Origin of the sequence: Flavobacterium salmonis, assembly GCF_903819435.1 — a bacterium.
GTDB classification, from domain to species: Bacteria; Bacteroidota; Bacteroidia; order Flavobacteriales; family Flavobacteriaceae; genus Flavobacterium; species Flavobacterium chungangense.
This window is the reverse complement of the sequence record NZ_CAIJDP010000079.1, coordinates 321,387-336,931: the sequence shown is the minus strand read 5'-3', so window position 1 is coordinate 336,931 and position 15,545 is coordinate 321,387. Positions and strand designations below refer to the sequence as shown.

The window sequence follows — 15,545 nt, the reverse complement described above, 5'->3', positions numbered from 1 at the left end:
TTTTAAATTACGAGATTAGTAGCTACTTCATTAATTACACTTAATATTTCAGTACCAATAATTAAGCGTGTAGAGGTACTCATCAAAAAATCAAATCCTTTTTGAACAAATTTATCTCTCATTATAGTATTATCAATAAGTGTTTCTACTTTGTTTGCAAAATCAATAGAATTTCCAGCTTCTGCAAGTAAACCGGTTTCATTATTTATCAAAACTGTTGGTATTCCACCTGCATTTGCTGCTACAACCGGAACTTTGCACGCATAACTTTCCAGAATTACTCCTCCGGTTGCTTCATTTTTAGATGTAAATAAAAACAAATCGAAATCCGGAAGACATTTATATACATCATTTCTAAAACCTGTAAAAATAATTTCATTTTCCAGTCCCTTTGAACGGACATAGTCTTTTATTTCATTCTGCAAAGATCCTTCACCAATCAAAACATATTTTGCCTTTACACCTCTATTATATAATTCTTCAACAGTATTTACCCAGGTAAAATGGTCTTTTACTTTACAAAAAGCAGAAACATTACCAATTATTTTATAATCTAAAGGAATATTAAATTCCTGATGAAGGAAACCATTTTTAGAGCTGAATATAAATTTATCAGTATCCACAACACTGCCTATAACAGTTAACTTTGTATGATCTTTTATAGATAGTTTCAGTATATCTGATACAGGATCTGATATACAAACAATTTTTTTTATTGACTTGTAATTGTATTTATATTTTCTGAAGAAATTTGTCCCCACATTTTTTATCAGGGTTCTAAACAAAACCATTGGTGTTTTTAATCCAAAAACCATTGCGGCCAATACAGCAATAGTATGTGCTTTACTATTATGAAGAAATGAAATATCCGGTTGAAATTTATTGGCCTCATTTTTAAATTTCTTAGCAAGACCAAGGCTGTACTCAGATTTAAAATCGACTCCTAAAACCTTTAAGTTTTTTTTTATGGCAACCTTAAATATCTCAGAATCTTTGGGACAAATAATCATTTGGTCTTTTACAAAATTATTATCTCTCAAAGACTCAAAAATGTCTATTATCATTTGCTCGTGTCCTCTCCAGCCAAGCGAAGAAGTAAAGTGTAGTATGCGCATAATTTTGAGAGGTCTTTTCCTTCTGCGAAAGTAATAGTTTTTTGAATTGTAAACTCTTTCATACCAAAAAAGTTATCTTAAGAATTACTTAAAATAAGATTACCCTGATTATACACTGAAAGCTTCAAAATTTCTTAACTTAAAACCGTTTGAAAATAGGGGATTTTTTATATCAGGTTTTGCAAAAAAGCGAGCTAATAGGTTTAGTTCGCTTTTTTATAAATCCTGACATTGCAAATATTACGATATTTGATTTAGAGAAAGGTTCAGGCAGATTCTAGCCTTTTGCTGGTGATACGTTTTTTAATAAATTATATAAATTACAGACTCTAATATCGATCCGATAAGAAAAGGTGTCCAATGCTTGTGGTCTGGTTCTCTGTTTTTATATGATATGAAAGGTAATAAAATAGGGGATGAGCCAAAGTCAATTAACTTACTTACGTTTGAGTGTTACATGGTAAAATATAGTGTACAATCAGCCGCCTCATAAAGGTTTTTATTTAGGAGTGGTAAGCAACTGGTTCCAAAACCTAATATTGTTTTAGTTGCTAAGAAGTAAAGTTTATATCAAAATAAAAAAGTCCGTTTCAAATTCATGAAACGGACTTTTAGATTTGTGATTTATTGGGGCAAAAAACAAACTTTGTTTTACTATTGAAAACTATTTGATTACTATTTTCGTGGTTGAAGTCTGATGGTTTTTACTCAGTTTTAAAATATATAAGCCAGTTTTTAAATTTAAATGAAGTGAATTGTTATTCGTTTTACCGGCAGCTTGTTTTTTACCTAATACATCAAACACTTCGTATTGTATATTTTCATTATCAGCATTATTGATAAAGAAATTTCCATCAGAAGGGTTTGGATATACCGCCACAACTTCTAACTTATCCTGATCTTTTACAGAAAGGGTAGGAGGAGTGTAGGTGAAAAGTTCCTGTCCGTCATTTCCGGTAGCTGCAAAAAACAGTTTATTTCCTACTTTCGTTAAACTGCTAACTCCTGTTGGATTAATGCTTCCTGAAACCAGAGAACTAACTAAAATTGTACCTGCTGAAGTATCATCAGTTTGCCATAATTCTCTAAAAGTATCTCCATCACTATCGGCCGCAAAATATATTTTTCCGTTTAATTCTACGTAGTCAGTAGATACCGTAGCTAATACAGCATTAAAATCGTATAATTTTGTTAAAAGATTATTTTCGTATTTGTAGAAATGATAATTAGTTCCGTTAACCGATGCAAAGAAGTAAACAACACCGTTTATCGATTGGATTTGAGTGGGATTTGAGTTACCTGCTCCAGGATTTATTTCTGTAACTTGAGAAGTTCCCTCAGGAGTCCCATCCGTTTTCCATAATTCTACTCCACTTGTTGTTGTCGTAGATCTAAAATATGTAATGTTGTCACTCGAATTTCCAAAATTTGAAGGTGATAAAACATTATTTCCAAGATTGTCTTTTACAGCTTTAGTTCCTCCTTCAGTTCCGTCTGTTTTCTATAATGAAGCCCCTGTTGTACCGTCATTTCCCTGAAAATAAATAGTATTCCCATTTTTAATATAACTTGTTCCTGAAACACCACTAGCTGTTAACGGATTAATATTTTTAATTATTTTAGTATTGGCTTTAGTACCATCAGATGTGTATAATTCTCTGCCTTGATCAACGGTTTGTGCTAAAACAGCAGTGCCGTTTAGGTTTTCTATCCAAACTATAGTATTGAGTGTGCCGGTGTAATCAACGACATTACTAACATTCGTTCCATCTGTTGTCCATAGTTCGTTTCCACCATCGTTATCTTTATTGCTAGGATCAATACCACTTGCAGTAAAAAGCATTGTCGTTGGATTAATTATAGTGAAGTTTTGCGGATTTCCATTGGCTGTACCAGGATTTATATCTTTAACCATTACTGTGCCTAATTCTGTTCCATCAGTTTTCCAAAGTTCTGAACCATTTAGTGTTGTACCAGTTGTAGCCGTAAAATAAATTTGATTATTAAAAGCTATAAAATTGGATGGATTTGAATTTGAAGTAGTACTTACAACAGGATTGATATTTTTGACCATTAGTGTTCCATTTGAAGTACCATCAGATTTCCATAATTCTACACCATCTGTACCATTATTTGCTCTAAAATATAATATTCCATTGTAATCAAAGAAAGTGGAAGGACTTCATGAATTTGCGACAGAATTAGCACTTCCGGGATTTATGTCTTTCACCTGACTAATTTGCCCAAACGACAGGGCGGATATTAATAATAAAAAAAGGTATTTGTTTTTCATATTTGAGTGGTATCAAATTAATGTACGTATAAAGAGTTGAATTTTTTTAATGAAATTATAAAGAGGTTATGATTTTACTTTTTTGATGTTAAGCGCAATTATTGCGGGTATTGAGACAATAAGCGGAAAGACAATAACAAGAAAAATCAAAACATAAGGTTGTTTAAATTTATGTCGGTCTTTTATAATATAGAATATTGCAAGAGGAGTTAGGATCAGATATAATAAAACGCAAAGTTGATATAGAAATAAACCTGTTTCAAATGGGGCAATTAATTCATTCATAATAGTTTCGATATTAAATTTTACTAAAATTATTTAGGAAGATCCGGAGCCATAATTCTTCTCGTTGGCGTACTTAAAGTTTCGATAAAGGCCAATAAGTCACTCATTTCTTCTTTGCTTAAGCTTAACTTTTTAAGCATTGGATCTACCTTTGGGATTAAAGAATCACGTGGCGTTCCCAGGTATTTTTTCTGAACAGGAGAAGGGTTGCCTAAATTGTAAAGTTCTACAACATCCAATAAAGTTGGAAAATGCCCATGATGCATCCATGGTCTGGTATTCACCACTTCACGAAGCGTAGGCGTTCTGAATTTTCCAATATCTTTTACATCTTTGGTCACATTGTAACGGCCGAAATCTTCATTTTTGGTTCCGAATAAAACCTGTCCGTCATTATGAAACTGGTTGTCACTGAAATAAGGAGTATTGTGACAGTTGATACATTGTGCTTTGGTTCTGAACAAATGCAGTCCTTTTACCTGTTGATCGGTGTAAGCCTCTGATTTTCCGCTAACGAAATGATCGAATTTACTTTTTGGACTGTTAATCGATCTTTCGAATGTGGCAATCGCATACTGAATTCGCTCAAGAGTCACTTTTTTATCTCCAAAAGCAGCTTCAAAAAGAGGATTGTAGCCTTTTATTTTTCCGATTTTACTTACTGCAATCGTAAGTTTTTCGTTCATTTCTAAAGGATCACCTACAGGAAATTGTGCCTGATCTTCTAAACTCTTAGCACGACCATCCCAAAATAAAGAAGTTGCATAAGCCGAATTTAAAATAGTCATCGAATTTCGTTTTCCGGTCTGGCGGTCATGACCAAAAGAACGGGTCAGGTTATCGGTCCATCCTAATTCCGGATTATGGCAGGAAGCACAGGCAATTTGTCCGCTGTTGGATAATCTTGGATCAAAAAATAATACTTTGCCCAGACTTTCTTTTTCTTTAGAATACGGATTGTAAGCAGGATAAGGAACATCAGGAAGTACCCCGATATCCTGAAATTTAGATTTGTCGATGCTTTCATGTAATTCTGCAGCAGGCCATTTTGAAGAGTCACCACTGGAATATAGCTTTCGTAATTCCTGAATATCGGTGTATTCAGGTTCTTCAATGCTTTTGTATGCTGTTAGGCTTAATAGCAATAAGACCGGTATTATTAATTTTTTTTCCTTCATAATTATAATTCAACTGCTTTTAAACAAGATTCACTTAAGGGTGGTAAAGTCGGAAATCCGGTTTTGTTGTAAATTCGATATTGGGAAGATACTGTTCCTCCAAATAGTTTATCATTTTTAAGCTGCAATTCGAATGAAATTTCATAAAATCCATTTGGCATTTGTTTGTAAGTTCCTTCTCCGGAAATAAAAATATTATGACTATTTCCGTTTTTGCCGGCAACCGTAATAAATTTAGGAATTACTAAGACACTGCCGCTCGTTTTGCTGTTTCTGTTATCTGGAAAAAATTCCAGAGCTGATGTAATATTAAATCCGGGAGAGTTTACAGCATCAGTAGACTCATTCGTAAACCAGTCTTTTAGCCCAAAGGAATTGGTTGTAGAGTTTCCGGTTACTACATTAAATCCAATTTTAAAAGCATCATGATAGACATCATCTGAAGGATCTGCAGTGTTCTGTCCGATGTATTGAATAGCGTCAGGATTGTCTTTTGTAACCACAATCGGAAATGTAAAAGCATTAAAATTGACCCAGGCGCATGTTCCGTTTCTGTCAAACCAATGTGCCCCATAAGTGCGGTAAAAAGTATCAGATAAATTATAAAAATTAGCTGCCGGGTTGGCCTGAACATCTCTTGGGGTTTTTATAGGTTTGGTAATCTGCAAAATAGTGTTGCCTTTGGTTGCGTATTCTTCAGTATTGTTAAGTATAATAAAGGATTGATAGCGAATGTCATCGTTTTGTAAATCTTCTAAAAGAGTTAAATGATAATTTATAGAGCTTCTATTATCTCCAAAATCATCGTGCGTTAAGGAATAGTCAAATCCATTTACGAAACTAAATATTTCCAAATTTTCAATTTCTGAAGGAACAAAGCCATTGGGGAAATTAACTTTGAAATCGATTGTTTCACCAATTTCTCCTTTAATAAAAAACTCATTTACGGGGAAAGTGTATACCGTATTTATTTCTCCTAAGTTAATAGTAAAAATAGCATTGAGAGCTTCAGTATTTAAGTTTCCAATATGAACTAATGGATCCGATACATCTTCTAATTTGAAAGTAATAGTCTGTTTATTCTGCCATCTTTTATCGAAAGAAATAAAAATAGTATCGGTTAGTTTATTACCTTCAAAAACTAATTCGTTTGCATGCTCAATTTTAAAGCTATCTGCTTCTCCCGAAATTAGGGTGCTAAAATCAACAGTTACCGGAGATTTTAAAGTTGTCGAAGTTAAAGTAACCGGAACTTTTAAGGTTTTAACTGATTTGTTTTCATAAGTATTTACCGGAACACGCCCTGTATTGACTTCTGGGTATTCTAAAGGAACACCAGCTGATGAAGTAATAAAGTTAAAACGCACAAAAGGATCAACACTTCTTGAATCTAAGTTGTAATCATCTTTTGAACAAGAATAAAGGGCTACAAAAACACTCAGGATACCTATAGTTTTAATAAGATTCATTTTGTTTTAAATTTGCGTTAAGGTTAATATTATTGCGTGGTATTGGTAAAATAAATTTGGGTGATGGGTAGGTAAGTCCGCAACTAAGGGCAATGCAGCCGTCATTTCTGGAAATATTTTTATGATTTCTGGCTATGTCAAAAAATAAATGTCCTTCAAAGCAAAGTTCTTTTCTTCGTTCTAAAAAGATGGCTTCTTCTAAATCTTCCGAATCTGCAAGTAAATCTGCGTTTGCTCTTTCCCTAAGAACATTAATGTCAGTTTTCGTCTGATCTGGGTTATTTAACTTTAATGCAGCTTCGGCACGAATTAAGTATTGCTCACTTAGTCTGAAGGCAACATAAGCTGCATTGTCTTGAAATTTTTTAGTGAAATAATAATTCACACTTACCAGTTGATTGTTTATTAATGTTTGAATTGGCCTTTCTAAAAACAGTTGTTTTCGAATATCCGAAGCTGAGTACAAATTCAATAAATCCTGTGAAGCAACATAATTATTAAAAACAGTTGGAGAAGTATAGCCAAAATAAGCAAACATAGAGCCTCCGACAGTTCCGGTAGTAGCATCTCTGGAGATTGAAAACTCCAGTAAAATTTCTGAAACAGGAGTATCAGTTTTTTCCCATTGCGCAATATAATCAGCTGAACTCATTAACGATACACCTGAATTTGTTATGACATCATTTGCAGTTGCATATGCATTTTGCCAGTCATTTTTTGCTAGATACACTCTCGATAATAAAGCTTTTGCACTATTTATATTGAAATAAGAATAAGCAGGTCCTGATGAAAGTTGAATGTTTGAATATAAATTTAAGGCTGTTGTAATATCCTCAACAATTAAGGTATAGGTTCTGGCAGCAGTTTCTCTGGCTGGGTATTTTAACCCTTTTGTTATGGACTCCGTATTGTAGATGATTCCTAAATGCGAGGCGTCATTGGTATAACTATAGTTTTGGCTATATATTTCAATCAACAAAAAGTGTGAATATGCTCTTATGGTTAAAGCTTCAGCTTTGATTTGATTTTTTTCACTTTCAGTAGCGTCTTTTAAAGCATCCGTAAATTCTAGAATCAAATTAGACTGGTTGATGATATCGTAACTATCACTGTAAAAACTAACGAAATTAGACTGATTAGCGTTGTCATTAAAAGAATATACATTTTGAATATTAGTCGGGGTAACGATTTCACCCTTGCCAGAAGATCTTGTAGTAGGGTAAGGGGTAAATTTTAAATTTCCGCCCTGAACATCAGCATAAACTGCAAAACGCTCACCTCTGACATTAGCTTCCAGCTCTCTGTAAGTTCCGTTAAGAGCTTGTAAAATACCAGCTTTTGTGCTGAGTTGTTCGTTAATAGAAATTTGTGTACCTGGTTCTTGTTCTAAAAAATCGCTGCAGCTTTGCAATAAAAAAAGTACTGCTAAAAGCATCGTAAATTTAAATCGGTATATGTTTTTTAAATCATTCATCTTCTTAAAATCTAGTGTTAATTCCTAAAGAAATTGTTCTGGCTTGTGGATAATTGTAGCTTAATTCGCGGATACCATTCATACCAGAAGGACTTTTTTCTTTGTACCAATACAATGCATTTGTAATATCTCCAAAAATGGTCAGACTATCCAAAAAGGTTTTTTTAACAGGAACATTATAGCTAAGTGTTATGTTATTGATTTTAATGAAAGTCGCATCATAAACATACTTACTCATGTTAGCTATTAAAGTATTATTACTCGGAGCAGGCTGAGTAACAATATCTCCCGGATTCCTCCAATAGTCATAAGCATTAACAGACATATTTCGGTTAGAAGTCGTGTTGGTTTTTGAAATAATCTGATCGGCTATTAATTTATCTCCGCCCCATTGAAAAGAGCCATTAAATGAAAAAGTAATTTGATTAAATGTGATAGAATTACTAAAACCACCAAAAGCATCTGCTCTTGTATCGCCAATAGGTTGCCAGTCAGCTTCTGTAAACAAACTGTCGTAAGTTGCAGCATCATAAACTTTACCATCTTTTCTAATCAAATCACGTCCAGTCGCCGGATCAACACCAATCCAGTTTACGCCCCAAATAGTGGTTGTACTGTAACCTACTTTTTGAGCAAGAGCCAGATTAGATACAGAATAAGCACTTCCTAAACCTATTAAATTGGTTACTTCGTTTTGAACAGTAGAGATATTAAAGGAACTTACCCATTTAAAGTTGTCTTTTTTAAACCAGTTTATTCTGGTCGTAAATTCAAAACCCTTATTGTACATACTTGAAGCATTGAGCTGCATCGTACCATATCCTAATTCTGTCGGAATGTTACGGCCGGTAATCATATCCTCCTTGTTATCGTAATAGTATTCGAAAGTAAGTTCAATTCGTTTAAAAATATTAAAATCAATTCCGGCATTGAATTTCAGGTTTTTTTCCCAGCTTAATTTTCCGTTTGGAGAGGCACCCGGAGTAACATCTGCTGAACCATTATATCCGTTTTGTGTAATGTTATAAAGTCCTTTAGATCGGTAAGAACCAATTCTGGAATTACCTGTCGAACCATAACTTGCTTTTAGCTTTAATAAATCGATCCATGAATTTGATTTCAGGAAGTTTTCGTTACTGATAACCCATGCCAATCCACCACTACTATTTAAAGCTACATCCGAATCATCACCAAAAACAGAACTCTGATCACGTCGGATATTGAATAACGCATAATATTTCTTTTTGTAATTATAGTTAAGCTGAGCAAATGCAGAAACTCTGGAGGCATTGCTTATTTCACTTCCAACAGTTTGTCTTCCATTTGTTTCATCTATTAAAGTATCCGGATCATCATCCTGAATAGCATCATGAATATTCTGAATTTTAGAATAATTCACAAATCCAGAAGCTGAAGAATAGTTGAAATCTCCATTTTCATCAGCAAGTTCAAAGCCTAAAACTCCGTCAATTTTATGGTTTTCATTGATTTCCTTTTCAAATAGCATTTGCCCTTGCCAATTCCATTTTTGGGTATGTCTCTGGTTTAAAAGTCTTCTCCCCCAGTTATTATATGATACTCCGTCTAAAGTAAATGTTCCGTTGTTTCTTCCGCTTTCATTATCTCCTGAATACCATCTGTCCTGGGTTTTATCAGTATAATCTATTCCGAATAAAGTATTGAATCTGATATTTTTACTCAATTTATATCCAATGTTTAAGCTACCAAGAAGTCCAAAACTTTCGGTTTCATTTTTGTTTTGTTCAATAGCTGCTAATGGATTCCCTCCGGTATTTCCCCCTGAAACCCCAAGCATCGAATAAGTTCCGTCTTCATTATAAGGAGACAGCGTAGGGATATAAGCAAAATCATAAAAAGTATTAGGTTCGTCTTTTTTAATTAAACTTGGGTTTAAAGACAAATTGACATTCCATTTTGAAGATTGAAACCCTAAATTGATTCCACCATTCAATTGTTTGGTCGTATTGCCTAATTGTGGCTCGTCAATATTTAGATAAGTAAGATTGTTTCGGTAGGAGAATTTAGAAGTTGCTCCGGAAACGCTAAAATTGTATTTGTTGTAAATTCCGGTTTGGTTTAATAAATCAAACCAATCTGTATTGATACCATTATAAGGTACAGCAACGTAGCCGGGTGTTGTATTTTTTAAGTATGTATTTCGAAGTTCTGTGTATTGTTCTCCGTTCAAATATTTAATTTGATTGATTGCCGATGAAACTCCTAATTGATTTGAAAAAGTAAATTTAGTGTTTCCTTGTTGCCCTTTTTTGGTGGTAATTAAAATTACACCATTCGCACCATCAGCTCCATAAATACCTACAGCAGCAGCATCTTTTAATACAGTCCAGCTTTCGATATTATCCGAAGAAATTTTCGCTAACGGATTTGACAATCCTTCCGAAAACCTTCCGCCATCAAAGTATTCATTGTCAATGCCAGACTGCTCACTCATAATGACACCGTCTACAATAATTAAGGGTTGTGTTGAAGTGTTTAAAATTGAACTATTTAAGGATTTTATGGTCCCTTCTCCACGAATATTAATTTTTACAGGTCCGCCAACGCCAGAAGTATTTTCAACTAAAACACCAGCCATTTGCCCTTCAAGCATTTTATCAATACTTTCTGAGGCTTGATGCACAGGGATATCTTTTGCCGTTATAGTTGAAATACTCCCTACAATTTCCTCTTTTAGCTTTTTTGTCCCATAAGAAGATGTAATAATAACTGGATTTAGTTCATCTATAGCTTCTTCCATGTAAAAAGTAAAATTATTTTTATGTCCAACTTCTTGATTTTGAGTTATCATTCCCAGAAGCACAACCTGAAGTACAACATTATTAATGTCTTTTTCTCTTAACTGGTAGATAAATCGTCCGTCAAAATCGGTTATGGCGCCTCTCCCGGTTCCTTTTACCATTACAGTAGCTCCTGATAGCGGCGAGCTATCTTTAGCACTTAGTACAATTCCTTTGATTGTTCTTTCTGTTTCGTCTGAACTATCTGCAGAGGCAGGAGCAGAGCTAGTTAATAAAACCTGTTTTTTCTGGATGTAAAATGAAATATTTCTGCCTTTGAATAGTTTTGTCAAAACAGTTTCCAAGGAGGCATTATTCACATTGATACTGGCTTTTTGATCTGTATCAATTTTTTTTGCATTGTAAATAATCCTGAAATCTGTTTGGCCTTCAATAGATTTGATAATCAGACTTATAGGTTCGTTGTTAAAATGTAACGTAATCGGCTTTTTTTGCGAAAAACCTTTAAAACAGGATAAAAAAATGGCTAAGAAAAATATAATTTTTCTTGAATAAATTTTTGTAAACGTCATATTTTTAATAAGTTATGGAAGGTTGTTAATGGTAATGGTATTTTGGTTAATTGTGTAATCAAACGGGGTGTCACGTTTTAGGAGTTCTAAAATGTTTTCGACGCTCGATTCACTAATTTTAATTGTCCCGGTAAAATTCTGTTTGGCCAAATCCGAATTTTTATTGATAATTTCAACATCATAGGTTCGCTGAATTATTTTCGCAATAGTTGAGAACGGGGTATCATGAAAAGTAAGCTCGCCTTTTGTCCATGTAGAATAAAAAGCAGAATCGACAGACTTTGTTGTGATTTTCTTCGTACTGTTTTGCCATGTAGCCATTTGGTTTGGTTTCAGCAATACAGAATTCGATGGATTTTGAGTTTCATACATCTGAATACTTCCTTCAACCAAAACACTATTAACAGAAGGATTTTCAGGATAAGCACTCACATTAAATTTAGTACCCAAAACCTCAATATCTACCTGATTTGAGTTTACTATAAAAGGATGTTCTTTGTCTTTAGTTACTTCAAAAAAAGCTTCTCCAGTTAAATAAACAGTTCTTTTTCCGTTAATTCCAAACTGTTCAGGATAGCGTAAAGTGGTTCCGGAGTTCAGGTTTACAATAGTTCCGTCTGAAAGTGTAAGTTTAAATGTTTTGCCATAAGGAACTTTAAGTAAGTTGTATATAACTTCGTCATCTTTTGTTTTTCCAAAGTAAACAATTTGACCGGGAAGTTTTTTTGCAATCAGTTCGCCTTTATCATTAACTAAGTTGCTGTGATTGTTTTTTGTGATATATTCTGTCTGACCATTGCCAAGTTCAAGTACAATTTCTTTTGAATTTTTTGCTCTTTGGTTGAAATTGAAGGCTATTTTCACTAAACCAAGTAATACAATAAAGACGGCAGCATATTGAAAATATTTACGAGTCTTATTTTTTGGTTTAATTTTAATTACCGGAGCAGTATCGGCAGAAATATCTTTTGTTAAAGCTGTAAGTACCCAGGTCTTCTTTATAATGATGAACTGCTTCTTATTTTCTTCAGAAGCTTCAATCCATTCAAAAAGAGTTTGAACTTCCTGCTCTGAGGCTTCCTTTGATAAGTACTTATAAATGATTTCTGATGTCATACTTTGAGTTTTAAACTTCTCGTTATTATTAGTACACTTCAGAAATCAAAAACCCTATGTTTAATTTTTAATTATTACAAATAAGAATAAAAATCAGGAATAAATAATCAGATAATTTTGTTTTTAAAATCTTCAAAGCCTTTGTCATATGGGCTTCAACAGCTTTTAAAGTTACCTGCATTTCTTCTGCGATTTCTGCGTTTTTTTTATTTTCAAAACGTTTTTTGATAAAAACTTCACGCGTTTTGGGAGGTAAATCGTTTATCGATTCGTTAATAATGCGTTCTAATTCGGTCAATTCTAAAGTATCAAACTGAATCGAATTTAAGACTTCGATGTCGAGTTCTCTTTCTTTGTGATTTAATAAGTCGTTTTTGAATTTATCTTTGACCTTATTATGCCTGATGAAGTTCAGGCATTTTGATTTGGCGTAAGTATATAAAAAGGATTGTATTCCGTTTATGGAATCAATGTTTTCCCTGTTTTCCCATAAATTAATGAAAGCTTCTTGTGCCAGATTTTCTGCTTCATCAGCATCATAAACAAATTGAACACAGAAAGAAGCAATCCTGCTAAAATAGTTATGATAAAAATAGGTAAACGCAGCTTCTTCTCCTTTTTTAAAAGATTCAAAAGTTTCGGATTCAAAGCGGGTATTAATATTCATCTATTTTATATAACTCTGGTTAAGGATTGGTTATCCCTTGGTGGTATTAGGCCAGAAGCTGGTGACAAAGATAAAATATTATTTATAATAATTCTAAATAAAAGAAATAAGTTTGAAGAATTAACATTTAAAGATTGTTTTGTAATGAATACAAATCTGAAAAAACGGTATAGTCTTACAATTAATTATATAGAGTTTCTATCTATAAAATTAAATGGGACTTTTATTTCTCCTTTTTCTTTGTTTAATATCATTCTTGCAGCAATTTCACCCATTTCATTAAAATCAGTAGACATAACTGTTATGCCCAATAAATCTTTTAACGGGGTGTCGTTGTAGGATATAATACCGATGTCACTTCCTAATACGTATTCTTCGTCCCTGATTTGTTTGACTAAATTAACCAGGTCTGATTCTTCTATAGTGATAAATAAGTCTCCTTTTTTAAGGATCATATCATCATAAACTTCACTTAAGATTTCAAAATTAATCTCGTGTTCTACACAAAATTTCCTGAAACCATGCAAAATTCTCCTTGGATAAGGATAAACGGCTTTTTCCGGATATATTAAAATCAGCCTTTTGTATTTGTTTATTTTAGTAAGTCCTTCTTTTAAGGCATTGTAAATATCATTTTCAAAATCCTGATATATTTTGATGACCTCGCTTCCTAATCCAATTTTTATGTTATCCATAATTACCAGCTTTTCCTGAGGTATTCTCTGGATCGCTTTTGCCACTTCATCGGTAAAACTTAAATGTTTTAATTCGTCTGTTTTAAAGTGTGTCGTAATAACATAATAATCGTATGCACCTTCAAATTTATCCAGCAGATTTAAAAATAAGGTTTCATCGCAATGGTATATATGTAAGTCAACATGTGCATTTGCTCCTAATGTATTAATAAAAGAGCTGTAGGTTTTCATTTTATACGCACTCAGTTTATTAAACAGGAACAAAATATTGACTTTAGATTCTAATTTCGTTCGGGTAATATAGTATCCTTTTCCTCTTATAGAAGAGATAATTTTACGCTCTTTTAAAATATTATAAGCTTTCTCAACAGTATCCCTTGACATGTAAAACTCTTCACTGAAGTTGTTTATGGAAGGAATCTTTTGATTTATTTTCAGGTTACCATTAGCAATATTTTGCAGAATTGAATCTACAATTTGCTTGTATTTTGGAACCCTTGAATCTTCATCTATCTTAATTAATTTAATCATGGTTGGTATAGTAAAGTCTCTCTCAAATGTATTGAGATGGTATTGTAAATTACATTATGTGTAATAATTTTCTTTAAAAAGCATTAAAAGATATTAATTACGCAGGCGTTTGCTAAAATATGAATTTTAAATTTAAAAAATCACAATAATTCGATTCTTATTGCAATAATTTATGATTTAAAATAAATATAAATTAAGGAAAGGACAGTACAGGATAGTTTTCTTTTTTACATTCTCTTATTTTACCAAACCAATAACTATCAACTTAAACCACAAAAAAAAATAAATGGAATCATTACTCGGAATTATTTTTCACTCCATTGGAGGATTTTCGTCAGGCAGTTTTTATATGCCTTTTAAAAAAGTTAAAGATTGGGCTTGGGAAAGCTACTGGCTAATAGGAGGTTTTTTCTCCTGGTTAATTGTTCCGCCAATCGCTGCTTACTTAACAATTCCGAATTTTACCGATATCATTGCTAATGCGGCTCCAAACATAAAAGTATTAGCTTACACTATGGGATTGATCTGGGGTATAGGAGGATTGACTTACGGATTAGGTGTTCGCTATTTAGGAATGTCATTAGGTAACTCAATCACCTTAGGATTTTGTTCTGCTTTCGGTGCTTTGATTCCGCCAATTTACTACAATTTCAGCCCAACAGAAGGTAAGGAATCAATTAGTGACATGTTTGCAAACACAGGAGGGCAAATGGTTTTGTGTGGAGTGCTTATATGTATTATAGGTATTGCTATTTTAGGAAAGGCTGGGATGCTGAAAGAAAAAGATTTTGCAACCGGACATGAAGATAAAGACAAGGATTTTAGTTTAGTAAAAGGTTTAATTATTGCCATAGTTTCAGGTATCTTAAGTTCATTCTTTAATTTCGGTATTGAAGCAGGAAAACCAATGGCAGATGTGGCTAATGAGGCGTGGAAAACATTGAATCCAAATCAGGGCGAATTTTTATTTCAAAATAATGTTACCTATATAGTTATCCTTTGGGGTGGATTAACAACTAACTTTTTATGGTGTATCTATCTTAATTTTAAAAATAAAACTTTTAGTAATTATACAGATACTAAAACACCGATTTCAAAAAATGTACTTTTTTCAGCTATTGCAGGTACTATGTGGTTCCTTCAGTTTTTCTTCTACGGAATGGGAGAAAGTAAGTTAGGAAACGGAGCAAGTTCATGGATTTTACATATGTCAACTATTATACTTACTGCCAACTTCTGGGGATTCTACCTTAAAGAATGGACAGGTGTAACTAAAAAAACGTTCAACACATTTTTGTTGGGCATCGGACTCATCATGTTATCAATTGTTGTAGTCGGAATTGGGAACTCTTTATAATAATCAATTAATA

Annotated in this window: 12 protein-coding genes; 2 read left to right on the top strand and 10 right to left on the bottom strand. The window is 33.1% G+C overall.

Annotated elements, in window-relative coordinates:
• Window positions 1-2: 2 nt before the first annotated feature.
• Both FLACHUCJ7_RS17810 and FLACHUCJ7_RS17805 read right to left on the bottom strand, forming a co-directional pair.
• Window positions 3-1,115 carry a glycosyltransferase gene (locus tag FLACHUCJ7_RS17810; RefSeq protein WP_180909854.1) on the bottom strand — a complete coding sequence of 371 codons (1,113 nt, stop codon included), beginning with the start codon at window positions 1,113-1,115 and terminating at the stop codon, window positions 3-5.
• Window positions 1,116-1,779: 664 nt separating this feature from the next.
• Window positions 1,780-1,995, bottom strand: coding sequence for a T9SS type A sorting domain-containing protein (locus FLACHUCJ7_RS17805; protein WP_180909853.1), 216 nt, complete (start codon window positions 1,993-1,995; stop codon window positions 1,780-1,782).
• A 49-nt stretch (window positions 1,996-2,044) separates the two neighbouring features.
• Between FLACHUCJ7_RS17805 and FLACHUCJ7_RS17800 the strand changes: the two genes are divergently transcribed.
• The gene (locus FLACHUCJ7_RS17800) at window positions 2,045-2,260 is read left to right on the top strand and encodes a hypothetical protein (RefSeq protein ID WP_180909852.1); all 216 of its coding nucleotides are present in this window, start codon (window positions 2,045-2,047) and stop codon (window positions 2,258-2,260) included.
• Window positions 2,261-2,616: 356 nt separating this feature from the next.
• Here the strand turns inward: FLACHUCJ7_RS17800 and FLACHUCJ7_RS17790 are convergent, their stop codons facing one another.
• The 8 genes from FLACHUCJ7_RS17790 to FLACHUCJ7_RS17755 all read right to left on the bottom strand — a co-directional run bounded on the left by FLACHUCJ7_RS17790 (window position 2,617) and on the right by FLACHUCJ7_RS17755 (window position 14,175).
• Window positions 2,617-3,267 carry an ELWxxDGT repeat protein gene (locus tag FLACHUCJ7_RS17790; protein ID WP_230408864.1) on the bottom strand — a complete coding sequence of 217 codons (651 nt, stop codon included), beginning with the start codon at window positions 3,265-3,267 and terminating at the stop codon, window positions 2,617-2,619.
• 455 nt (window positions 3,268-3,722) lie between these two features.
• Complete coding sequence (locus tag FLACHUCJ7_RS17785; protein WP_180909851.1) at window positions 3,723-4,871, bottom strand: cytochrome-c peroxidase; 1,149 nt, start codon at window positions 4,869-4,871, stop codon at window positions 3,723-3,725.
• A 2-nt stretch (window positions 4,872-4,873) separates the two neighbouring features.
• A complete protein-coding gene (locus tag FLACHUCJ7_RS17780) occupies window positions 4,874-6,340 on the bottom strand; it encodes a hypothetical protein (protein WP_180909850.1) in 1,467 nt (488 codons plus the stop codon).
• Complete coding sequence (locus tag FLACHUCJ7_RS17775; protein WP_180909849.1) at window positions 6,327-7,814, bottom strand: RagB/SusD family nutrient uptake outer membrane protein; 1,488 nt, start codon at window positions 7,812-7,814, stop codon at window positions 6,327-6,329. The genes FLACHUCJ7_RS17780 and FLACHUCJ7_RS17775 overlap by 14 nt, the downstream gene beginning before the upstream one ends.
• A 4-nt stretch (window positions 7,815-7,818) precedes the next feature.
• Window positions 7,819-11,166, bottom strand: a complete 3,348-nt coding sequence (locus FLACHUCJ7_RS17770; protein WP_180909848.1) for a SusC/RagA family TonB-linked outer membrane protein — start codon at window positions 11,164-11,166, stop codon at window positions 7,819-7,821.
• A 12-nt stretch (window positions 11,167-11,178) separates the two neighbouring features.
• Complete coding sequence (locus tag FLACHUCJ7_RS17765) at window positions 11,179-12,282, bottom strand: FecR family protein (protein WP_180909847.1); 1,104 nt, start codon at window positions 12,280-12,282, stop codon at window positions 11,179-11,181.
• A 67-nt stretch (window positions 12,283-12,349) separates the two neighbouring features.
• Window positions 12,350-12,949, bottom strand: coding sequence for an RNA polymerase sigma-70 factor (locus FLACHUCJ7_RS17760; RefSeq protein WP_180909846.1), 600 nt, complete (start codon window positions 12,947-12,949; stop codon window positions 12,350-12,352).
• 185 nt (window positions 12,950-13,134) lie between these two features.
• Window positions 13,135-14,175, bottom strand: a complete 1,041-nt coding sequence (locus FLACHUCJ7_RS17755; protein ID WP_078228191.1) for a GntR family transcriptional regulator — start codon at window positions 14,173-14,175, stop codon at window positions 13,135-13,137.
• Window positions 14,176-14,461: 286 nt separating this feature from the next.
• On the opposite strand from FLACHUCJ7_RS17755, the gene rhaT reads away from it, so the two are divergent.
• Window positions 14,462-15,532 (top strand): L-rhamnose/proton symporter RhaT, encoded by a 1,071-nt coding sequence (rhaT, locus tag FLACHUCJ7_RS17750; RefSeq protein ID WP_180909845.1) that lies wholly within the window; start codon window positions 14,462-14,464, stop codon window positions 15,530-15,532.
• Window positions 15,533-15,545: the final 13 nt, after the last annotated feature.